Source organism: Paraburkholderia pallida (genome assembly GCF_004524855.1).
GTDB classification, from domain to species: Bacteria; Pseudomonadota; Gammaproteobacteria; order Burkholderiales; family Burkholderiaceae; genus Paraburkholderia; species Paraburkholderia oxyphila.
The window spans coordinates 1512315-1534937 of the sequence record NZ_CP038150.1 but is presented as its reverse complement, the minus strand read 5'-3'; the positions used below and the strand labels follow the sequence as shown (position 1 = coordinate 1534937).

At 65.9% G+C, this 22623-nt stretch carries 18 protein-coding genes; 12 read left to right on the top strand and 6 right to left on the bottom strand.

The genetic code is table 11. The features are described from left to right. Window positions 1-540: 540 nt before the first annotated feature. Complete coding sequence (locus tag E1956_RS33325; protein WP_197732984.1) at window positions 541-1527, bottom strand: alpha/beta fold hydrolase; 987 nt, start codon at window positions 1525-1527, stop codon at window positions 541-543. A gap of 374 nt (window positions 1528-1901) precedes the next feature. Between E1956_RS33325 and E1956_RS33320 the strand changes: the two genes are divergently transcribed. Then, complete coding sequence (locus E1956_RS33320; protein WP_134757212.1) at window positions 1902-2813, top strand: AraC family transcriptional regulator; 912 nt, start codon at window positions 1902-1904, stop codon at window positions 2811-2813. Window positions 2814-2876: 63 nt separating this feature from the next. On the opposite strand, the gene E1956_RS33315 is transcribed toward E1956_RS33320, so the two are convergent. Then, window positions 2877-4034, bottom strand: coding sequence for an FAD binding domain-containing protein (locus E1956_RS33315; RefSeq protein ID WP_134757210.1), 1158 nt, complete (start codon window positions 4032-4034; stop codon window positions 2877-2879). Between the two features lie 278 nt (window positions 4035-4312). Between E1956_RS33315 and E1956_RS33310 the strand changes: the two genes are divergently transcribed. The 8 genes from E1956_RS33310 to E1956_RS33275 all read left to right on the top strand — a co-directional run bounded on the left by E1956_RS33310 (window position 4313) and on the right by E1956_RS33275 (window position 12634). Beyond that, window positions 4313-4798, top strand: a complete 486-nt coding sequence (locus E1956_RS33310; RefSeq protein ID WP_134757208.1) for a VOC family protein — start codon at window positions 4313-4315, stop codon at window positions 4796-4798. 1 nt (window position 4799) lies between these two features. Continuing rightward, complete coding sequence (locus tag E1956_RS33305) at window positions 4800-6023, top strand: FAD binding domain-containing protein (protein WP_134757206.1); 1224 nt, start codon at window positions 4800-4802, stop codon at window positions 6021-6023. Window positions 6024-6126: 103 nt separating this feature from the next. Then, the gene (locus tag E1956_RS33300) at window positions 6127-6489 is read left to right on the top strand and encodes a DUF485 domain-containing protein (RefSeq protein WP_134757204.1); all 363 of its coding nucleotides are present in this window, start codon (window positions 6127-6129) and stop codon (window positions 6487-6489) included. Further along, window positions 6486-8132 (top strand): cation acetate symporter, encoded by a 1647-nt coding sequence (locus E1956_RS33295; RefSeq protein WP_134757202.1) that lies wholly within the window; start codon window positions 6486-6488, stop codon window positions 8130-8132. Before E1956_RS33300 ends, E1956_RS33295 begins: the two co-directional genes overlap by 4 nt. A gap of 48 nt (window positions 8133-8180) precedes the next feature. Beyond that, window positions 8181-9302, top strand: coding sequence for an amidohydrolase family protein (locus E1956_RS33290; RefSeq protein ID WP_134757952.1), 1122 nt, complete (start codon window positions 8181-8183; stop codon window positions 9300-9302). Window positions 9303-9490: 188 nt separating this feature from the next. After that, window positions 9491-10642 (top strand): FAD binding domain-containing protein, encoded by a 1152-nt coding sequence (locus E1956_RS33285; protein ID WP_134757200.1) that lies wholly within the window; start codon window positions 9491-9493, stop codon window positions 10640-10642. A 138-nt stretch (window positions 10643-10780) separates the two neighbouring features. Next, window positions 10781-11905, top strand: a complete 1125-nt coding sequence (locus E1956_RS33280; RefSeq protein WP_134757198.1) for an alkene reductase — start codon at window positions 10781-10783, stop codon at window positions 11903-11905. 273 nt (window positions 11906-12178) lie between these two features. After that, window positions 12179-12634, top strand: coding sequence for a DUF3331 domain-containing protein (locus E1956_RS33275; RefSeq protein ID WP_232071959.1), 456 nt, complete (start codon window positions 12179-12181; stop codon window positions 12632-12634). Window positions 12635-12638: 4 nt separating this feature from the next. Here E1956_RS33275 and E1956_RS33270 read toward each other — a convergent pair whose 3' ends face one another. Further along, window positions 12639-13298, bottom strand: a complete 660-nt coding sequence (locus E1956_RS33270) for a DsbA family oxidoreductase (protein WP_134757196.1) — start codon at window positions 13296-13298, stop codon at window positions 12639-12641. Window positions 13299-13399: 101 nt separating this feature from the next. Here E1956_RS33270 and E1956_RS33265 point away from each other — a divergent pair, with 101 nt between their 5' ends. Both E1956_RS33265 and E1956_RS33260 read left to right on the top strand, forming a co-directional pair. Continuing rightward, complete coding sequence (locus tag E1956_RS33265; protein ID WP_134757194.1) at window positions 13400-14305, top strand: LysR family transcriptional regulator; 906 nt, start codon at window positions 13400-13402, stop codon at window positions 14303-14305. Window positions 14306-14478: 173 nt separating this feature from the next. Next, entirely contained in the window at window positions 14479-17382 is a 2904-nt protein-coding gene (locus E1956_RS33260) for a winged helix-turn-helix domain-containing protein (protein ID WP_134757192.1), read from the top strand. A gap of 816 nt (window positions 17383-18198) precedes the next feature. On the opposite strand, the gene E1956_RS33255 is transcribed toward E1956_RS33260, so the two are convergent. Together E1956_RS33255 and E1956_RS33250 are read right to left on the bottom strand one after the other, a co-directional pair. Further along, complete coding sequence (locus tag E1956_RS33255) at window positions 18199-18609, bottom strand: response regulator transcription factor (protein WP_232071957.1); 411 nt, start codon at window positions 18607-18609, stop codon at window positions 18199-18201. A gap of 22 nt (window positions 18610-18631) precedes the next feature. After that, entirely contained in the window at window positions 18632-20125 is a 1494-nt protein-coding gene (locus E1956_RS33250) for a winged helix-turn-helix domain-containing protein (protein ID WP_232071955.1), read from the bottom strand. Between the two features lie 279 nt (window positions 20126-20404). On the opposite strand from E1956_RS33250, the gene E1956_RS33245 reads away from it, so the two are divergent. After that, the gene (locus E1956_RS33245; protein WP_167760197.1) at window positions 20405-21622 is read left to right on the top strand and encodes an MFS transporter; all 1218 of its coding nucleotides are present in this window, start codon (window positions 20405-20407) and stop codon (window positions 21620-21622) included. 113 nt (window positions 21623-21735) lie between these two features. On the opposite strand, the gene E1956_RS33240 is transcribed toward E1956_RS33245, so the two are convergent. Beyond that, window positions 21736-22524, bottom strand: coding sequence for an alpha/beta fold hydrolase (locus E1956_RS33240; RefSeq protein ID WP_167760196.1), 789 nt, complete (start codon window positions 22522-22524; stop codon window positions 21736-21738). Between the last annotated feature and the right edge of the window lie 99 nt (window positions 22525-22623).

The following is a 22623-nucleotide window of genomic DNA, read 5'->3' as shown; positions in this document are numbered from 1 at the left end:
GGATGCTAACTGGTGAATGCGTTTAGGTGACTAACCGGTGAACGCGTTGAGGTGCAAACTGGTGATGCGTTGAGGTGCTAACCGGTGGATGCGTTGGGGTGCTAACCGGTGAATGCACGGGCGTGCTGACTGGCGAATGTGTGGGCGAGCTGCTGAGCGAATATATTTGAGCGATACAAACGCGCGTACATCCCACTGGTTTTGGATATGCCCTACGGCGCGCGTAGCGCCGCCGGATGGATGAGCCCTTAGTCACTCCGGTTGACGTCGCGTGGTGACAGACGCTCCGGAGCCGCTCCGAAATACAGGGCAGTGGTGAACGGCGTCACACTGGCGGTTTGAGCGGCTTTCTTTTGCCTACTTTTCTTTGCCGCGGCAAAGAAAAGTAGGTGCCGCCCCGCACAGGGGCAACGCCTGCGGCCCGCCGCGAATACAGGTTAAGGCCAAAGCAAACAATTGGCCCCAAAGTAACCCCAAACGCGCCGGCAAGCAGTAGCCCCCGATCTCGATCAGCACCGGCTTTAACAGCCGGCAAAACCATTACCCCTTGAGGAACTCCAACAGGTCAGCATTCACCTGCGCCGAATGCGTACTACACATCCCATGCGGAGCACCAGGATAAACCTTGAGCGTGGCATGCTTCACAATCTTGGCCGACAACCGCGCCGAATCATCAATCGGCACGATCTGATCATCATCACCATGCAGGATAAGCGTGGGCACATCCATCTTCTTCAGGTCCTCCGTATAATCGACCTCGGAGAACTGCTTGATGCACTCATACTGGCCTTTGATCGACCCTTGCATCCCCTCGCGCCAGAACTCCTGAATCAGCCCCTGCGACACCTTCGCGTTCGGACGATTGAAGCCATAAAACGGCGTCGCAAGATCGATATAGAACTGCGATCGATTGGCAGCCACGCCATCACGAATGCCATCGAACACCGACATGGCCAGGCCGCCCGGATTGTTCGCGCTCTTGACCATCTGCGGCGGCACCGCGCCAATCAAAACGGCCTTGGCCACCCGCTTCGAACCATGACGGCCAATGTAATGCGCGACCTCGCCACCGCCCGTCGAATGGCCAACCAGCATCGCATTGCGCACATCGAGCGCGTCGAGCACGGCAGCCAGATCGTCCGCATAGGTGTCCATATCGTTGCCGCCCGAAGGCTGACCCGAACGCCCATGCCCACGGCGATCGTGCGCAATCACGCGGTAGCCCTGGTTCACGAGGTAAATCATCTGCGGATCCCACGCATCCGCACTAAGCGGCCAGCCGTGCGAGAACACGACCGGCGTACCCGTGCCCCAATCCTTGACGTAAATTTCCGTGCCGTCCTTGGCCTTCACGTAGTTGCCGCTGCGACGATGGTCGCCGCCGCTGTGCCCGGCCACCCCGCCGCCCGCCGACGCGGCAGCTGCCGTCGGCAGGCTCGCCGCGGCGACCACGCCGGCCACGCCCGCGCTGACCGATAGCATCCGGCGTCGCGCCGGCGACGGCGCATTCGTTTGTTGCTGTTCCATACTCATCGTTGTTCTCCGTGTGGCATGCTCATATGCCGCAAGATGCGCGTTGTCGTTGTCCGCGATGCAAAAAAAGCAAGGCTTCGCATCGCCTTCAAGCGTATTCAAGGCGCCGTAAAATATCCTTTGCGCACGCTTAAATAGCCTTAAATATTCTGGTGAGTCGCATGAGCGATGGAACGCGTCCATCACGGATGACGTTTCGTCCAATAAAACAATTCGATGGTTGAAGGCAGTCACCGCGGCAGAAGATTCGGCCGCTCACGCGCATCGCGGATCTAAGTCATAATTACGCTGCGTTACAGCGCAGCAAGCCCGCATGTAAGGGGTTTGCAAATTTCTTGTTGGGCCGCGTCTGGCCCGAGGTGGTCTTGATGACTTCGCCCGTGTCCACACCGCGCCCCGCAACCATGAAGAAAGACTCTTTAGGGTGTCCCTCCAACCTGCTGCGCAAGGACCTTCAGGTCGAGAGCGGCGACATCACGTTCTATCGAAAATGCATGGACCAGCCGGAGCTGGAGCGCATCGCCATGCCCGCTTGCGAACGCGGCTTTCTGGTGGGCGTGTCGTTGAACAGCGGTCATCGCCGCAAGATCTTTCGCGGAGCACAGTCGATCGACAGGCGCTTTCATGACCATTCGATCTACATCCGCGACTTCTCCGAGGACTACCGCGCCGATCTGTATGGCAATTTCGATTTTCTGCTGGTCGAGCTCCCCCATACGTTCCTGACCCGGCTCGCCGACGAGCACAACGTGCCCGCGGTGCGCGGATTGATCTGCCGTACTGAACAGGAGGATGCCGTGCTCGGCCATCTCGCGGGCGCGCTCGCGGCCAGCATCGAGGCACCCGGTTCGCTCGACACGCTGCTGATCGAGCAGCTCGGTCTCGCGATTGGCACCCATCTCGCGCGCCGCTACGGCGATCTGCGGCCCGCCGACGAACGCATCAAGGGCGCACTGTCGGCCGCCAGCGTGACGCGCGCAAAAGACATGCTGCTCGATCGCGCGCGAGAGAGCCTGTCGATTGCCGACGTTGCTCGCGAATGCAATCTCTCGCGCGGCTATTTCATACGCGCGTTTGCCAAGGCCACCGGTAGCACGCCGCATCAATGGCTGCTCGAGAAGCGCACCGAGCAGGCGCGCCAGCTCGTCGAAACCACGGACATGACGCTTTCGGCTATCGCGCAGAGTTGCGGCTTCGCCGACCAAAGCCACTTGAGCCGCGTATTTCTCAAGCTCGTCGGCGCGCCGCCCGGCGCGTGGCGGCGCCGGCCGGCGGGCTGAAGCAAGAACGGTCGCCGCACCGTCAACGGCGTGCGCTCGCCTTGACGGCGTCGCAAGCCGCGCTCATGCGGCCGCGTGCCGGTCGACTTTGCCCATGACCTGCGCCCCGAGCCCGATCCCGAGCTCGTACAGGCGCATGCCGTTGCGCCACTCCTGCGCTTGCCATTGCGCCAGCGCGTCGTCGATGGCTCCATCCGCGCCGCGCAGCCGCTGCGCCAGCGCTACGGCGTTCGCGGCGGCCTTCGAAGCGCCCGCGCCGGTGTGCGGTCTCGCGATAAACGCCGCATCGCCAAGCAGCACCACCCGCCCGAACACGAGACGCGGCGCGCGATAGTCCTGGATGATCTGCAGGAAGGGCTCGTCGGCGGCATGCACGAGCGACGCCAGCGCGGGGGCGAGCTGTTTGCTCGCGTCCGCACGCAGGCGGTCGCGGTTCTCGTCCGTGAGCGCGCCCGGGGGCACCGAGAGCGTGCGCTGCACCCCCGCACGGTCGGTCATCGCCGCGTCCAGCGGCGCCCCCACGGCCAACGGCCGGTACCAGACCCAGTTCCAGCGCCGCTCGCCCGGTTCCGTCGAGCCGTCCTCTCCCGGTATCAGATAGGTCAGCAACTGGTGCGCATCGCCGGTCTGGAACGTGAACGCGTCCACGAGCTGCGCCGTGGCGGCCGCGTCCAGTGAGCGCTCCGGCACGAGTCCGCGCCACGCCACATAGCCCGCGTAGTCGGGATGGTCGTCGGGCAGCACGAGCGAGCGCGTCGCCGAATGCGGGCCGTCCGCGCCAATCAGCAGATCGGCGCGCACGCGCTGGCCGTTCGACAAGATCGCTTCGACCGTGTCGCCGTCCTGGGTGAAGTCCGATAGCGCGATGCCCGGGTGAATGATGTCGTCGGGCAGGCCGGCCCTCAACGTGTTGTACAGCACGCTCCAGGCCGTCTGGGCCTGCGGCATGCGCTGGCGAAACAGCACGGCGCCGCTCGCGTCGAGAAACTGCCGGTCGCGCGATGGCACGCCGAGCTGCGGCGCATGCGCGATGCCGGCGAAGCGGAAGGCCTCGAGCAGATCGGGCTGCATGACGAGGCCGCCGCCCCGGCTGTCCAGCTCGTTCACCGAGCGCTCGTACACGTCGACCTGCCAGCCGATTGCGCGCAGGGACGCCGCAGTAAACAGGCCGCCCAGCGACCCGCCGATGACGATTGCGCGATGCGATGTTTGATCAGCCATGACACTGCTCCTTATTGTTTGGATTGGTGCATAGCGTAGGCGCGCGCGTGGCGTTGCAGAACAGGGGCCGCACGCAAAGCTGCGTTGCGTCGCGCACAAGGGCGCCTCGCCAAATCCCGCAGAGCCCCTGTTTGCGCGGCTTTCCCGGCTCTCGCCGCGGCTCGCGACCGTGCCTCTCCAGGGTTAACACCGTTTGGGGTCTGCTTTTCCGGGCGAAATCTTTCCTCTATAGTTTATCAACCGATCAATGATCACTCGATAAATACCAGGAGCGCAACATGCCTGTTAGCAAACTCGCGCATTACTCGATCCGCACGCTCGATCTCGAACGGTCGTGCCGGTTTTACGAACGTGTGCTCGGCTTCAAGCGTGGCTACCGCCCGCCTTTCGACTTTCCGGGTGCCTGGCTCTACATGGGCGGCGACGAAGGCGATTACGGCACGGTCCACATCATCGGCGTCGACCCCGAGAATCCGGACGGCCTGAACGCCTATCTCGGCGACAAGGCGGTGCCCGCCACGGGCACCGGCACCGTCGACCACATCGCCTTTCTGGCCACCGGCGTTCAGGCGATGTGGGACACGCTGCGCGCCGAGAACATCGCATGGCGCGACCGCACGGTGCCCAGCCTCGGTCTGCACCAGGTCTTTATCGAAGATCCGTCCGGCGTGACGGTCGAACTGAACTTCCCCGCTGCCGAAGTGGCCGGTCTGACGCTCCCGGACGCAGCTCAAACGCAAAACGCAGCAGCCTTCGGAGACTGACATGAACCCCATAACGACCAACCGTAAAGCGGCCATCATCGGTGGCTCCCTTGGCGGCCTGTTCGCCGCGAATCTCCTGCTGCGCAGCGGCTGGGACGTGGACGTATTCGAGCGCGTGCCCGATGAGCTTGCTGGCCGGGGCGCGGGCATCGTTACGCATCCCGAACTATTCGACGTGATGCATGCCGCGGGCGTGCGCGTCGACGAATCGATCGGCGTTCCGGTGCAATCGCGCGTGACCTTTGCGCAGGACGGCGCCGTGCTCTCCACGCGCGAGCTGCCCCAGACGCTCACGGCGTGGAGCAAGATGTATCACGTGCTGCGCGCGGCCTTGCCGAATCAGCACTACCACTCCGGCGCGGTCGTGACCGACATCGAGGATGGCCCGCAACACGCCACCCTCACGCTCTCGGACGGCTCGCGCGTGCAGGCCGATCTCGTGATCGCGGCGGACGGATTCCGCTCGGCTGTGCGCGAGAAGTTCCTGCCCGACGTTCAGCTCCAGTACGCGGGCTATGTCGCGTGGCGCGGCCTTGTCGATGAACTCGCGCTCTCGGGCGACACGCACGCCGCCCTGTTCGACAAGTTCGCCTTCTGCCTGCCGCCCCGCGAGCAGATGATCGGCTACCCGGTCGCGGGCCAGGGGAATAGCACCCAGCCCGGCGAGCGCCGCTACAACTTCGTCTGGTACCGTGCCACCAGCGAAGACGAGGACTTGCCGAATCTGCTGACCGATGAAACGGGCAAGCGCTGGTCCGGCGGCATCCCGCCGACGCTCATCCGCAGCGACGTGCTCGCCGACATGCAAGCGTCCGCACGCACCCTGCTGGCGCCGCAGTTCGCCGAGGTCGTCACCCGCACGACGCAGCCGCTGTTTCAGCCGATCTTCGATCTGGAAGTCCCGCAGATGGCGTTCGGCCGGATCGCGCTGCTCGGCGACGCCGCCTTCGTGGCGCGGCCGCATTGCGGCATGGGCGTGACCAAGGCGGCCGGCGACGCGATGGCGCTCGTCACGGCGCTCGCGCGGCACGCCAACCCGCTCGATGCCCTGGCGGAATACAGCGACGTGCGCACGCAGTTCGGCACCGCGATCGTCCAGCATGCGCGCCACCTCGGCGCCTATATGCAGGCGCAGCTCAAGGACGAAACGGAGCGCGAAATGGCCGAGCTGTATCGCACGCCGGAAGCCGTGATGCGCGAAACCGCCGTGCCGACCCATTTTTGATTTCGCTTTGATCCCGGATGGGTCCTGGCGTCCCCCGCCAGTCCCATCGCCCCGATCGCACCAATCGCCACGCATTCGACACACCCGACACGAAGGAGACATCGTGGAACAACCCGCCCCGGCGGCCGCCAGCGCCGTCATGGAAAGCATGGCGCCGTCCGCCATCGCACCGCATCCGTTACTCAGCGACTCGCGCTTTCGCGATCTGGTCAGAAAGCGCAGGACCTTCGCCTGGACGCTCACGCTGCTCATGCTCGCGATCTACTTCGCGTTCATCCTCACCCTCGCGTTCTCGCCCCAGCTGCTCGGGCAGCCGATCGTGGCCGGCGAGCCGATGACGTGGGGCATCCCCGTCGGCTTCGGCATGTTCGTGGTCACGTTCGCGCTGGTCGCCGTGTATGTCTGGCGCGCCAACTCGGTCCACGACGGCATCGTCGAATCCATCCGGCAAGGAGCTGGCAAATGAAACGCCTTCTGCTAACGGCCGCGCTCGCGCTCGACGCCCTGCCCGCACTCGCGGCGCAAGCCTCGTCGCCGCCCTCTGCCATTTCGCACGGACACAACCCGATCGCCATCGGCATGTTCCTGCTGTTCGTCGCCTCGACGCTGTTCATCACGCGCTGGGCCGCCCGCAAGAACAACAGCGTGGCCGACCATTACGCGGCCGGCGGCAAGATCACCGCGCTGCAGAACGGCTGGGCGATCGCGGGCGACTACATGTCGGCGGCCTCGCTGCTCGGCATCTCGGCGCTCGTGTTCACGAGCGGCTATGACGGCCTGATCTATTCGGTCGGCTTTCTCGCGAGCTGGCCGATCATCCTGTTCCTGATCGCCGAGCCGCTGCGCAATCTCGGCAAGTACACGCTCGCGGACGTAGTGTCCTACCGGCTCGCGCAACGGCCGATTCGCGCTTTCGCGGCATCGAGCTCGATCGTCATCGTCCTGCTCTACCTCGTTTCGCAGATGGTCGGCGCGGGCAAGCTCGTCGAATTGCTGTTCGGCCTGAACTACACGCTCGCGGTCGTGATCGTCGGTCTGCTGATGGTCGTTTATGTGTTCTTCGGCGGCATGCTCGCGACCACGTGGATTCAGATCATCAAGGCCGTTTTGCTGCTCGCGGGCGCCGCGTTCATGGCGTTCATGGTGCTGGCCCATTTCGGCTTCAGCCTCAATGCGCTGTTCGCCCAGGCGATACTCGCGCATCCGAAGCACCTCGCCATCATGAGCCCCGGCGGACTCGTTTCCGATCCCGTTTCCGCCGTCTCGCTCGGCCTCGCGCTGATATTCGGCACGGCCGGCCTGCCCCACATCCTGATGCGCTTCTTCACCGTCGGCGACGTCAAGGCCGCGCGCAAGAGCATCCTGTACGCAACGGGCATCGTGGGCGCCGGCTATGCGGTCATCATCGTGATCGGCTTCGGGACCATCGCGCTCGTCGCCACCGACCCGCAGTACCACACCGCCTCGGGGGCCTTGATCGGCGGCGCGAACATGGTGGCGATCCATCTTGCGCACGCGGTCGGCGGCAACGTCTTCCTCGGCTTCATCTGCGCCGTCGCGTTCTCGACCATCCTCGCCGTGGTGGCCGGCCTGACGCTGGCCGGGTCTTCCGCGATCTCGCACGATCTCTATGCGAACGTCCTGCGCCGCGGCAAGGCGTCGGACCGCGAGGAAATGCGCGTGGCGCGCGTGACCACGCTCGTGCTGGGCGTGCTGGCGATCCTGCTCGGCATCGCCTTCCAGAAGCAGAACATCGCTTTCATCGTGAGCCTCACGTTCTCGATCGCGGCCAGCTCGAACTTCCCCGTGCTGCTGCTTTCGGTCTACTGGCGCGGCCTCACCACGCGTGGCGCGGTCGTGGGCGGCATGATCGGCCTCGGCACCGCCGTGACGCTGACCGTGTTGAGCCCCACCGTCTGGGTGCAGGTGCTCGGCCACGCCCATGCGGTCTATCCGTATGAGTACCCCGCGCTCTTCTCGATGGCTGCGGCTTTCGTCGGCATCGTCGTGTTCTCCCTCACCGACAGCTCGGCCCGCGCGGCGCGCGAGCGCGCACAGTTCGACCCGCAGCTCGTGGAGTGCGAACTCGGCACGGCCCGCCATGGATAAAACACTCAAGACGACGAATCAACCCCAAAAAAACTCCGGAGACCTATGATGAATTGCTCGTGCTGCACCTCACCCGGCCGCCGCCGTATGCTGGGCGCGCTCACCGCGCTGGCGGGCGCGGCCGTGGCCGGACGCACCGCCTCGGCAAGCGAGCCCCAGCGCGCGGCCACCGGCTCGCTGCCCGGCAACGTCCGCTCGATCGACATCCACGCGCACTACTATCCAGAAAGCTATTGCAACCTGGTGGGCGGCGAGGGCAAGCAGTTCGGCGGCTCGTTTGTCTGCGACGACAAGAGCTTTACCTTCAAGTCGCCCGCAGGCGGCCTCGGTCCCCTGCCGATGAAGTTCATCGACGTCGACGAGCGGCTCAAGGACATGGACGCGTCGGGCGTCGATGTGCAGGCGCTCTCGCTGAGCGTGCCGATGGCGTATTGGGGCGACCGCAAGTTCAACGCGAAGCTCGCCCGCGAGTGGAATTCGGAGGCGTCGCGCGTCTACCAGCAGCATCCGACACGCTTCGTCGTGCTTGCCACGCTGCCGATGCTCAATGCCGCCGACGCCATCGACGAACTCGAGCGCGCGTCGCAACTGCCGGGCGTTCGCGGCGTCTACATGGGCACGAACATCGACAACCGCGACCTCGACGACCCGCTGTTCTCGCCCGTCTTCGCGCGCATCGAGCAACTGAAGCTGCCGGTCTTTCTGCACCCGCAGCAGACCGTCGGCGGCGCGAGACTCGGCGACTACTACCTGAGCAACCTGCTCGGCAATCCTTTCGATACGGCAATCGCCGGGTCGCACCTGATCCTGGGCGGCGTCCTCGACCGCTATCCGACTCTGGAGGTCACGCTGCCGCACGCGGGCGGCGCGCTGCCGATCCTCATCGGGCGCCTCGACGCGGGCTGGACCGTGCGGCCCGAAACGCGGCGCCTCGCGCAACGGCCGAGCAGCTATCTGCGGCGCTTCAGCTACGACACGATCTCGCATTCCGGCCCGGTGCTGGACTACCTGATGCAGAACATCGGCGTCGATCGTCTCGTGCTCGGCAGCGACTACTGCTTCGATATGGGCTACGAGCAGCCGGTGCGCTTTCTCGACCGTCTCGACCTGAGCGCGGACCAGCGCGCGATGATCCTGGGCGGCAACGCAGGCAAGCTGCTTCGCATCTAGCGCGGGACGGCGCGCGGTATAGCGGAAACTCGGCGGAAAATCAGCGGAAAATCCGCCGGAAAACTCGGCGGAAAATCCGCGCGCCCTCCCGTGAAAATCTGAAATGTTATGAAGCGGCCGCACGCGATGCGCGAAACGAGGCAATATCAGGAACGCTTCGCGCCTGCCAGACAAGGGAGTCAGCCTGGATGAAAATCATCATTGCCGGAGGCTCGATCGCCGGCCTTGCGGCCGCATTGACGCTCGATTGCACCGGGCACGATGTGGAGATCTACGAACGTTCCGCTACCCCGCTGCGCGGCCAGGGCGGCGGCGTGGCCGTATTGCGGCGCATGATGGCGTTTCTCGAGCAGCATGGCCATCATTGCCGCGACATGATCAGCGTGCCCACGCACCGCCGACACTGGATCGACCGTGACGGCGCGCTCGCGCGCGACGAGCCGGAGATGCTGCCGTTCTCGTCCTGGGACACCGTTTATCGCTCGCTGTGCAGCATGCTGCCGCCGCAGCGCATTCGCTATGGCCGTCAGGTCACGGGGTTCTCGCAGGATGCCGACGGTGTCGATGTCCATGTCGGCGACCACACCGAGCGCGCCGACGTGCTCGTCGCCGCGGACGGCACGGGCTCGGCGCTGCGCACGCAGATCTTTCCCGGCTACGCACCGTCGTTTGCGGGCTACATCGCATGGCGCGGCATCGTCGACGAAGCCGATTTCGACGCCGCCGCGATCGAGACGCTGGTCGAGTACATGACGCTGCACAAGGCGCCCGGCGAGCTCTTCATGGCCTTCCTGATCCCCGCGCTCGACGGCTCGCTCGCGCCTGGCGCGCGGCGTTTCAACTGGCTCTGGTATCGAAACGAGACGGACTCCGAAGCATTGCGCCGCCATTTGACCGATCGTGCGGGAAACGTCCATCACGCGTCGGTCCATCCTGGCGAGCTTTCGGAGAGTTCGGTCGCGACGCTGCGCCAGCTCGCCAGCGAGCGGCTGCCGGCGGTCCTGTCGCAACTGGTTCTGGCCACGCGCGCGCCCTTTGTCCAGGCCATCTTCGACTCCCTGAGCCCCGACTTCGCGCACGGCCGCGTGGCCCTGATCGGCGATGCGGCCTGCACGCTGCGCCCGCATACGGCATCGGGCACCTCGAAGGCCGCGCACGACGCCGTTTCGCTCGCGCAAGCGCTGGCGCCAGCCACAGCCGATGCGCCCAATGCAACCGCTGCGCCCGATGTCGCCGGGCGGCTGGCGCAATGGTCCGCGCAGCGGCGCGAGGAGGTCGCCTCGCTGCTCGCACGCGGCCCGCAACTCGCCGCATCGTTCGGCCTCGGCCAAGCGCTCTGAGAGGTCCTGCAACGCGAGCATGGCGAAGCGCGCCGTAGCGTCCGACGCAAAACTGCATAGCGCAGGCGATGGATTCTCTCCCGTGCCGGTCATCGATATCGTTGCAGACATCCCACTCCCCTCTTGATGGAGATTTCAATGTCTGACGCCCTCTTCAAACCCGTTCGCCTCGGCCGCTTCCTGCTCGCGCATCGCATCGTCATGGCCCCGCTCACCCGCTCGCGCGCCGGCCAGCCCGGCAACGTGCCGACGCCGATGAACGTCGAGTATTACCGCCAGCGTGCCAGCGCGGCGCTGATCGTGACCGAAGCGACGCAAATCTCGCAGCAAGGCCAGGGCTACGCCTGGACGCCCGGCATCCATACCGCGGAGCAAATCGAAGGATGGCGCGCCGTGGCCGAAGCCGTCCACGCCGAGGGCGGGAAAATCTTCCTGCAACTGTGGCACGTCGGGCGCGTCTCGCACCCGGTGTTCCAGCCCGACGGCGGCCTGCCGGTCGCGCCGACGGCCATGCCGGTGCCGGGCAAGACCTTTATCGTCGACGACAACGGCAACGGCGCCTGGGCCGAAGTGCCGGTGCCGCAGGAGCTGACGCTCGAAGGCATCGCGCAGGTCGTGAGCGATTTTCGCGCCGCCGCGCGCAACGCGATGGATGCGGGCATGGACGGCGTCGAGATTCACGCCGGCAACGGCTATCTGCTCGATCAGTTCATCAACAGCAACAGCAACCATCGCACCGACGCCTATGGCGGCAGCATCGAAAACCGCACGCGCCTGCTGTTCGAAGTCGTGCAGGCGGTCAGCGACGAAGTGGGCGCGATCAACGTAGGCGTGCGCCTCACGCCGATGGGCCGCTTCATGGGCATGGGCGACGCTACGCCCGAAGCCACCTTTGGCCATATCGCCGGGCGCCTGAACGACTGGGAGCTGGCCTACCTGCACCTCGTGGAGCCCGCGATCGTCGGCACGGTGAAGGACGAGCAGTTCGACCCGCGCTGGGACGCCATCATCGAGCTCATGCGCCGGGAGTTCAAGGGCGTGTTGATGCTCGCGGGCGGCTATACGCTCGAATCCGCGACCCAGGCGCTCGACAGCGGCCGCGCGGATCTCATCGCCTTCGGCCGCCCGTTCCTTGCGAACCCCGACCTGCCGGCACGGCTGCGCGACGCGCTGCCGCTCAATAACGCCGACGCCAGCACGTTCTTCGGCGGCGGCGCCGAAGGCTACATCGACTATCCGGAATTCGCTGCCATTTCCGACTGACGCGACGGCAGCAGGCGACGTGCAAAGGGCGGCAGGCAAAATTGCCTGCCGCCCTTTGCTTTGCGCCGGCGCACGCGCTCGCTCATCTTTCCCGGTTTCGTACGTTTCAGGAATTTTCACGCCCGCCCCAAGGACGTTTTAGTCGCGACGCTCCACAATGCAAGCCTGAGTCCCAGCGTAGCGCGGCGCCCCTGTGCGTCACGCCCGACACTCGAACGCCCATGCATGACGGCGCGCGGCGCCGCCCCCATGCATGCATCATGGAGCAGCGCGATGGAATACTTTGCAGACAACGGACCGTGGCAACAAACCATCGACTGGCTCGAGCGCGCGTCGTGCCCGCCAGTGGATATGCAGGTGTCGGGCCCGAGCGGCGTGCTGCTCCATGACTACCCCGCGCTCCCGGTGCGCAAAGCCTCGCGTACGCAACCGGCCGTGCCGTTTTGCGGCTATATCCGGATCCTCGAGCGCCTCTCCAGCACCGCCATTTCGCTGTGCTGGAACGACGCTACGTCGGGGCATTATTCGGATCAGCTCTGGACGCGCACGCTGGCCCGCCGCAAGGCGATCTGCAGCCTCACGGGCAAGCCCATCAACCGGGGCGACGCGGTCTACCGCCCGGGCGGACGGCGTCGTCATCGCCCGGGCAACGCGGACCGCTCGATTCTCGCCTCGGCCCTGGAAGCCCGCGAGGCCGAAGGCGAAGACGAACCCATGCGGCGCGCGTGAAGCATCAATCGCTCAGCGCATGCGCCTCCATGTCCGACCGCGTGGCCGCACGCAAGGCCCGGCGAAACACGATGACAGGCTGCGCACCGCTCACGGCTTCGGCGCCGATCTTGAAGAACGGCACCGCGTTGACGCCTTCGAGCCCGGAGGCGGCTTCGAGCGCGCGAACTTCGGCCCGCCCGTCTGCCGAGGCAAACAGCTCGCGCACACGCGCGCCGTCGAGGCCCGCCGCAATCGCGATGTCCGTCAACACGCCCGTGTCGCCGATGTCCCGGCCTTCCGCGAAGTAGGCGCGGAAGATGGCGTCGACGAGCGCGCGCGCATCGCGTCCCTCGTTTTGAGCGAACCAGACGAGCCTGTGCGCGGCCAGCGTATTCGGCGTGCGCTTCACGCGTTCATAGTCGAACGCCAGCCCGTGCGGGCGGCCTTCGTCCACCACGTGAGAATCCATGGCTTGCGAGCGCGCCCAGCTGCCGAATTTGGCGGTGCGATACGCCTTGCGGTCCAGCCCTTCCGTTGGCATGTCCGGATTCAGTTCGTACGGGACGAACACGTAGCGGACCTTGACGCCTTCCTCGCGGATGGCTTCATCGAGTTTCGCCTCGCCGATCCAGCACCACGGGCAAATGAAATCATGGGTGATACGCATTTCAAGCGGTTCCATCACACTTCTCCTTCAGGGGGATCTGCACCGAAGATAGGGCCGCTTACCCAAAGCTAGAATGGCAACGGCACGCAACGGCGCTTTGCATGGGAGGCAACGCAATGGACAAGCTTCAGGCGCTTCGCGCATTCGTCGTGGTGGCCGAGAGCGGCGGCTTTTCGGGCGCGGCGAGAACACTCGGACTGGCGACTTCGTCGGTCACGCGCTCGGTCGACGCGCTCGAAGAAGCGCTCGGCACCGCGCTGCTCAACCGGACCACGCGCCAGGTCACGCTCTCCGACGCCGGCAAGACCTATTACGCGCGCGCGAGGCAAATTCTCGAAGACCTCGCCGAAGCCGACGCGGCCGTCGGCGACCGCGGCGAGGAAGCGTCCGGGCCGCTCAGGGTTTCGGCGCCGGTGGAATTCGCGCGCCAGTGCATCAGCCCGCATCTGGGCGCGTTTCTCTCGCGCTACCCCAAGCTCGACCTCGACATCACGCTCACGGACACGTTCTCCGATCTGGTCACCGAGCGCATCGACCTCGCCATCCGCCTCGGCACACCGCCGCCCGACGCCGGCGTGATCAGCCGGCACATCGGCACCTTCAAGCGCTATGTCGTTGCCAGCGAGGCCTATTTGAGCGAGTTCGGCACGCCCGTCGAACCCGCCGACGTGAGTGCGCATCAGGCGCTGCGTTTCTCCTATGGAACCGACCGCCAGGTCTGGATATTCAGCAAGGACGGCGTGCAGACCGAGGTTGTCGTCACGGGAAGACTGAAGACCAACAATTCCGATATTCTTCGCGAAGCGGCCCGGAGCGGCGCGGGCATCGCCTTGCTGCCGAGCTGGCTCGTGGCCCCCGACGTGCAAAGCGGGCGCTTGACGAAGCTCTTCGAAGGCTACGAGGTGAATCCGAATCACGCGCGATCCGCTGTCACGGCGCTCTACCTGCCCAACCAGCGCGGGTCGAGGCGCATCAGCGCGTTCATTGAGCTCGTCACGACCACGGCGGACCTGCAGCCCTAGACGGGCATCGCTTTGCCGCCCATGCGAAGTGACATTCGTACCAAACCGGCCAACGCAGGCCTCTGTCTCCCGGCCTGCGTTGGCCGGGCGTAGTGAACTTTTGTACAAGACGCCCCGAGGTCGTGTGCTTACACTCCAGGCATTGCGATCCCGCCAACGCCCTGGAGACGACCATGGTTCAAATAGGCTCGTTGCAGGTTAGTTTCGACCAGCGAAACATCCAGCGGAACGGCGTTTCGCTGCGCATTGGCGCGCGCGCATTCGATATTCTCGACGTGCTGTATCGCGCCAATGGCGCCATCCTGTCGAAAGACCAGATCATGGATGCCGTGTGGCCGGGTCTGATCGTCGAAGAAAATCGCCTGCAAGTGCATATCGCGTCGCTGCGCAAGCTGCTGGGCGCGGAGCGCGATCTGATCAAGACCGTGCCGGGACGGGGCTATGTGCTGGTCGCGCAGCGCACGCCCGCCGTCGAAGCGCCGGCGCACACCGAGCCCGCGCCGCAACACGCGGCGGCGCCCCCGCTCGTCTCGCCCTTGATCGGACGGCAAACCGAGATCGAACAGGTCATCGCCCAGCTCGAACGCGAACCCGTCACCACCGTGGTCGGCGCGGGCGGCATCGGCAAGACCGCGCTCGCGCTTCACGTCGCGAGCGAGATGCACAGCCGCTACGGTCTGCCGACATGCTTCGTAGAACTGGCGAATGCCTCATCGCATGAGGAGGTCCTTGCGGCGCTTGCGCACGCGCTCGCGCCGCGCGTGGATGACGCGCAACCAGGCGCCGATGCTGTCGCCGATGCGCTCGCTGCATCGCGCTGCCTCCTCGTGCTCGATAACGCCGAGCATGTGATCGACATCGTGGCCGGGCTCGTGGAGACGCTGGCGGCACGCAGCCCATCGGCGCGCATTCTCGTGACGAGCCGCGAAGCCCTGCACATCCGCGCCGAGTCCGTGCTGCGGCTCGAAGCGCTTGGCGCGCCCGCCAGCGGGCTGTCGACGCAAGCGCTGCTCGCGCATCCGGCGGTCGAGTTGTTCCTGTGCCACGCCCGCGCGTTTGCGACCGATTGCGCGACCGACGAAAGCAGCATTGCGCTCGTGGCCGAGATCTGCCGCCGGCTCGATGGCCTGCCGCTCGCCATCGAGCTTGCCGCCGCGCGGGTGGCAACGCTCGGTGTCGAGGGCGTTGCGGCGCGGCTCGATCACCGGCTCGATCTGCTTGCCGGACGATCGCGCTCGGCGGTGCCGCGGCACCAGAGCTTGCGCGCGACGTTCGAGTGGAGCTACGCGCTGCTCGACACGGCATCGCGGGTCCTCTACCGGCGGCTGGGGTGCTTTACCGGCACATTCACCTTCGACGCCGTCTGCGCGGTTGGCACGGAGCCGGGCATGTCGATCCCGGTGATCGTATCGGGCCTCGGCGATCTGGCGACGAAGTCGCTCCTCAATGTCGAGTTTCACGGGCCCATTGCGACGTACCGGCTGACCGAATGCGCGCGCGCCTATGCGCTGGACAAGCTGCGCGACGAAGGTGAGCTCCATGTGATTTCGGCGCGGCATATGCGCTACATGCAAACGCGGATCGAGGAAAGCGGCCTCGTGCTCGCGCACGACGCCCGTGCCGGCGCGGAGATTCCCGCGCGCTTTTCGCTGGAAGACGCCCGCACCGCCTACGAATGGGCGTTCTCCGACGACGGCGACCCCGCCCAGGGCGTGGCGCTTGCGGGGGCGCTGGTGGGCACGCTGCTCGACGCCTCGCTCGTGCGCGAATGCTGCGAGCGGGCGAAGCGCGCGCTTGCCGTGCTCGACACCTTGCCGGCCGGCTCGGTCGACATCGTCTGCGAAATGCGGCTGTGCACGGCCTATGCGTCGACGCTCATGCACGCGGGCGACGACATCGAGCGTGCGATGTCGCTCTGGCAACGCGTGTGGCGGCTCGCACAGTCGGCCCAGGACGACGCCTTTGCAGCGCGAGCCTTATGCGGGCTCTGGAACGCGGCGCTGGCCACAGCGGACGTTCACGCGTCGATCCGCTACGCCACGCGCTTCGAGCAGGCCGCGCGGCGCGCGGAACCGCGCTGGCACGAGCCGCTTGCCGGCGCGATGGTGGCGGTCTCGCTACATGCGTTCGGCGAGCACGAGCAGGCCCGCGAGCGCCTCGAAAATGCCGTTGCGGTGCTGGGCGAGGCGGGTTGCACGGAGCGCTCGTGCGCCACGCTGGATGTTGATCCGCTGGTTTTCTGCCATGGCGCGCTGGCGCGAATCGCGTGGCTCGAGGGCAAGCCGGCGCGCGCCATGCAGCTCATCGAGCAGGCGCTCTCGCACGCGCGTGGCGAGATGCCGGAGCCTTCGCTGAGTCAGTTGCTTGCGACGGTTGCGGTGCCAGTTGCGCTGCAATGTGGCGACATGCAGGCGGCGTCGCGGTATCTCGCGCTGTTGCGTTCGCAGGTGGCGACGCATCGATTCGCTATCTGGGAGGATTACGCCGAGTGTCTGGCGGTTCAGTGCGGACTGCGGGATGGCGATCGTGATAGCGCGGCGGCGCTTGCGCGGCTCGAGCCTGCGTTGCTGCGCCTGGTGGCGCGTGGGATTCGTGGGGCGATGGCGCCGTTTATCGTCTCGTGGGCCGAGTTGCTCGTGGAGGCGGGGCGCTTCGAGGCCGCTGCTGCAAGGCTCGATGAGGCGATATCTCTCGGTGAAACGCACGGCGAACAGTGCTTTTTACCTGAGCTTATGCGGGCGCGCGGTTGGGTGGCGTTGCAGCGGGCGCGCGTGCAGGACGGCGCGGGGCCTGATGTGCGCGGGTGGCATGAGGCGGATGGCCGCCGATTTCTGTGCGGCGCAATTGCGGTTGCGGGTGAGCACGGTGCCGTGATCTGGCGGTTGCGGGCCACGGTTGATCTTGCGGAGCATCTTATCGATAGGGACGAGGCACGCCAAGCGGCCGCGTTGATTGCTGGGATCGATAAGGAATTCGATCTGGATTCCTCAGTACCTGATGTGCAGCGGCTTGGTCGTTTGCGACGCCGGTTGAGCAGTGAGCGCTCCGTGCGGGCGCGGGCAGCTCATAGCGCTTAGAGCGTGATTCCAGGCCCGGCTTTGGCCTAAACTTGTTTTCGCGGCGGGCCGCAGGCGTTGCCCCTGTGCGGGGCGGCACCTACTTTTCTTTGCAGCCGCAAAGAAAAGTAGGCAAAAGAAAGCGGCTTAAACCGCCAGTGTGACGCAGTCCACCACTGCCCTGTACATCGGAGCGGCTCCGGAGCGTCTGCCACCACTTGCTACTCGCCGGAGTGACTAAGGGCTCATCCATCCGGCGACGCTCCGCGCGCCGTGGGGCATAACCAGAACTAGGGGATGCACGCGCTTTCGTAGGACTCCAGCGTATTTGATCAGTGGCTTGCCCACGCATTCGCCAGCCAGCACGCCCGTGCATTCACTAGTCAGAACCTCAGCGCATTTACCGCTCAACACCCGGCGCATTCACCGATCAGCACTCCCGTGCATTTACCGGTCAGCACTCTCCCGCATTTACGGGTCAGCACCTTCGCGCACTTACCGGGCGGCGCCTTCACGCATTCGCCGGCGGGCCCACCCGGTTTTCCTTGCAGACCCTTCCGCCCGCGCGTAGCGCGAGGCGGGAAGGATGAGTCCTTTGTCACTAAGGCGGAGTGTGCGGGAAGACGGATGCCCCGGAGCCGCTCCGATGGACAGGGCAGTGGTGGACTGCGTCACACTAGCGGTGTGAGCCGCTTTCTTTTGCCTACTTTTCTTTGCGGCTGCAAAGAAAAGTAGGTGCCGCCCCGCACAGGGGCAACGCCTGCGGGCCCGCCGCGAAAACAAGTTAAGGCCAACTTAAAAGCGCACAAATACGCTCGAGCGATAGAGCTACCCCGCCTAACTGCCCGCAGGCTTACCAGCCTGCCCAATAGCGATACTCTCCACCACCTCAAGCATCTCATCGGACGAGAACGGCTTATGCAAAAAAGCCCGAGCCCCACGCTCGATCGCGCGCCGAACGGCCTCATCATCGGCCTGCGACGAGATAAACACAACCGGCACGGCCACATGCTCCTCGTTCAACCGCCGCTGCACTTCAAGCCCGCTCATCCCCTTGAGCTTCAAATCGAGCAAAATGCAAGCGGCACACTCATGCCGCGGCGAAGCAAGAAATTCCTCCCCGGAAGCAAACGGCGCCGCCATATGCCCGGCCGATTGCAGCAGACTCGTGAGACTTTTGCGTACCAGGACGTCGTCATCGACGATGCAGACCAGGGCCATTGAATTCAAACCCGATGTGGAATCCAATCCGGCACACTCGCGCATGCGGTCAGACGTACGCCGCGCTCGCCGGAACCGGCGTTGCAGCAGCAATCGAAGCGGCGCGCGGGGCCAGCCGCACCGGCTTGTCCATTTCCGCACTCACGGCATAACGCTCGCCGAACGGCACATACTCCCCTGCTTCCTCGAGCTTGTCGAATGCATACGCGCGCACCGACTCCAGCAGCGAATAGCATTTCGACAGGCCCGCCGAATGCACGACGAGCAGCGACTTGGACGCAAGATTGACCACGCAGTCGAGCACCGCGTCGCGGCTCAATTGATCGCACGTCGCCAGCGCGCAGGCCGCTTCGAGCGTGAAAATGCCGGGGAACGCCGCAAGACGCCGCAACACGATGCGCTCGGCCTCGTCGAGCAGCACGTAGCTCCACTCGATGCTCGCCCGCAGCGTCCGGTGCCTCGGCGGCGCAGTGCGCAAGCCGCCCGATAGGGACAGCAGCGAGCGCTCCAGATCCGCAACAAGCCCCTTTACACCGAGCGATGCGGCACGCGCGGCCGCCAGCTCCAGCGCCAGCGGCAAGCCGTCGAGCCGGCGGCATACGTTGGCGATCGCCTGGAGCGTCTTCGGGTCGGCGGGGAACTCGGTCCCCATGGCGCGCGCCCGGGCGACGAACATCCTCACTGCACTGGACGCTTCGATATCGCCGCCGCCCGCCTGTGCGTCCGGCACGGCTAGCGGGCCAACCCGGTAGATGCGCTCGCAGGCAACCCGCAGCGGTTCACGGCTCGTCACGATCATCGAGACCCCGGTGTTCGACGCGGCTATCGTCTCGCACACCGCCGCGAGCGCGTCCACGCAACGCTCGCCATTGTCGAACACGAGCACCGCCTCGCTGGCGCCGATCTCGCGCAACACGTCACCCATGTCGCCTGCACCCGGCTCCTTCGCGCCGCGCAGCGCGCCCAGCAGCGTGGCCACGAGCGAGCCGTGGCCGCTCACGCAGGCCAGATCGACATGGCACGCCTCCACGCCGCGCGAGCAGGCCCAGGCCGTCGCCACTTCGAGCGCAAGGTGCGATTTGCCCACGCCGCCGGGGCCCACCAACGTCACGAGCAACTCCCGCTCGACGAGGCTCCGCAGCTCGGCCGCTTCGCGTTCCCGGCCAATCAAGGGCCATGTGCGTTGCGCCGCGCTCGCTCGCACCGGCACCGGCGCAGCGGCGGCATCGACTTGCGTCGCGCGCGCGGGTCCGTCCGCGGGCGGCGCAAGTCGATAGCCCCTGCCCGCCTCGGTGCGGATCCAGCCGCGCTTGCCGCCGAGCAGCTTGCGCAGCGTCGAAATGTGCACCTGGATGTTGTTTTCGACGACGATCGTCTTCGGCCATACGGCGCGCATGATCTGGTCTTTCGTCACCAGTTCGCCCGCGGCACCGATCAGCAATTCCAGGATTTCGAACGCCCGCGTCCCGACAGGCTGGGCCACGCCGTCCACGAACACCTCGCGGCATTCCAGAGAGACCGCCACTCGACCGAAGTTGTGCATTTCCCACGCTCTCCACACGTCCGCCGCCGCTGTGCGGCACGGCCAACCTGCGAGTAGCGCCTCGCGCGCTCAGGCGCCAGGGATTACCGCAGGGCTTGAACGTATGCTAGTGCGCGAGCCAACGCGGCACCATTATCCATGAGTGTAATGCGGGGTCGACCTGGTCCCCCGCCGCCAGGCGCCCGGGCGCGTGCAAAGCAGCTTTGCGCGGCGGCCCGATTCTCCGCGCCGGCGCCCGCCGCTATCCTCGACGCAACTCCTCTCGTTGAGGGCTTTACCATGAACTCCCATACTCAAACGTCCACGGCGCATGGCAGCGCGGCCACGCGCTTCGTCGCCATCGCGTTCGCACTCGGTGTCACGATGGCGGGCGCCACGCTCGCAAGCCCGCTGTATCCGCTTTACGAGCAGGCGCTCGGCATCTCGGCGGGCGGCGTCACGATCGTCTATTCCAGCTATATGGCGGGCGCCTTGCTGGCCCTGCTCGTGCTCTCCCACTTGAGCGATCACGTGGGCTTCGTGCACGCGTTGCGCATTTCCGTCCTGCTGCTGATTGCCGGGCTGCTCGCCTCGGCGGCCGCCCATTCCTTGCCGGTGCTCGCGCTCGGCCGCTTCGCCATCGGCATCGCGGCGGGCATTGCGTCGAGTGCCGCCACCGCGGGCCTGATTGCGCTCGAGCCCGCGGGCCAGGTCAAGCGCGCCCAGCTGGTCGGCTCGATCATGAACATCGTCGGCCTGGGCCTCGGGCCGTTCGCCGGCGGGGTCGTGGCGCAGCTGTTGCCGCGCCCGCTCCTCACGCCCTACCTCGTGTTCGGCATCGCAGCCGTGCTCGCGTTGCTTGCGCTCGTCGTGCATCCCGCGGACGCCAAGGTAACCCCGATCCGGCATTTCCGTCCGGCCCTGCGCTTCCAGGCGCCGGATCCGTCCGCCTGGCGTCCGTTCGCACTCGCCTCGCTCACGACCTTTACGGGCTACACCTTGTTCTCGCTGTTCGCCTCGCTCGCGCCCGCGGTCCTCGGCACGCTGCTGCCATGGCACGGTCCGGCCATCGCGGGTGCAGGCGTCGCCACGCTCTTCATCGGCTCGGCCATCGCCCAGTTCGCCTTGCGCAAGGTGGACGCACGCCGTGGCCTCGCGGCCGGCGCCATCGCGACCGGTGTCAGCGTCGCCTTGATGGCCACCTCGCTGCCGCTGCATGCCGGCGCGCTGTTCATGGCCAGCGATCTGATCGGCGGATTCGGGCAAGGCCTCGCGTTCATGTCGGCGCTGGCCGTGATCAATCAGATCACGCCGCCGCAGCATCGCGCACGCTCGATCGCCTCGTTCTTCTCGATCGCCTATCTGGGCGGCATCGTGCCCATCGTCGGACTCGGCCTGCTTGCGGACCGAATCGGTCTCGACCTCGCCATTGCGGGTCTGGCGGCCGTGATGTCGATTCTCGCGCTCGTGCTAGGCGCTCATGCGTACCGGTCCTCCGCGATCCACAACCCTGCCTGAACGGGCGGCCGAACGGGGCTCGTGAGGATTCACGCGAGCCCCGTCGGTTACGGCGCGATCGTCAACGCACGCACGGCGTTGCAACCCGAGCCTGCTCACGCTAGTAGCAGGCCCTAGCGCCCATAGCGCAGCAAGAAGTCCCTCAGCAGCGGATTGACGTCGTGCGCGTGAGTCAGGTTCGGCGTATGCCCGGCCCCCGCCACGCTCACCATCCCTTTGCAGTTCGGCAGCCGCGCGGCCAGCGCCTCGCCGCAACCGGGATCGATGGCCGCATCGGCGTCGCCGTGGAAGACGATTGACGCATGCGTGATGTCGCTGAGCCGCCTCGTGATGTCGTCGCGCGTAGTCAGCGCATCCACCGGGTGATCGAAATGCTCGCGCGCCAAGCGCCGCCATTTCGCAGTCCAGACCGATTCCTCATATTCGGGGCCCAGCAGGAACGACGCCAGGTGTCCGGCAACGTTTGCGGCGCCGTTGCGCGCCCATTCCGCCTTCAGTTGCTCGAACGATTCCGTGACCGACGCGTCGTCGAGGTCGCTGCGCGTGGCGATCAGCGCGATCGCGCGGAACCGGTCGGGCTCCAGCAGCGCGGCGCGCATCGACACGAAGCCGCCCTGCGACATGCCGACGAGTGACGCCGTCGCGATCTCCAGGTGATCGAGCAGGCCAATCAGGTCGCGCGCGGAATCCCAGTAGCTGAATGCCCGGTCGGTCGGCCCCGTTGCGCCGAAGCCGCGCTGGTCCCAGACAATGCAGCGGAAGATGTCTCGCAGGTTCTCGATGTTCGGCAGGAACATCTCCGAGTCCATCAGGAAGCCGTGGCTGAATACCACGACGGGTCCGTTCGGCGGACCGTATTCTTCGTAGGCAATGCGGATGCCTTCGCGTTCAAACCATGCCATTTCGCTCCCTCTCATCGTCTGCGATCTGCTGTCGTGCACGCGATATCGCGCACCGGTCTCACTATGAAGCGCTTCGCTCGCGGCGCGGTGATCGAATGA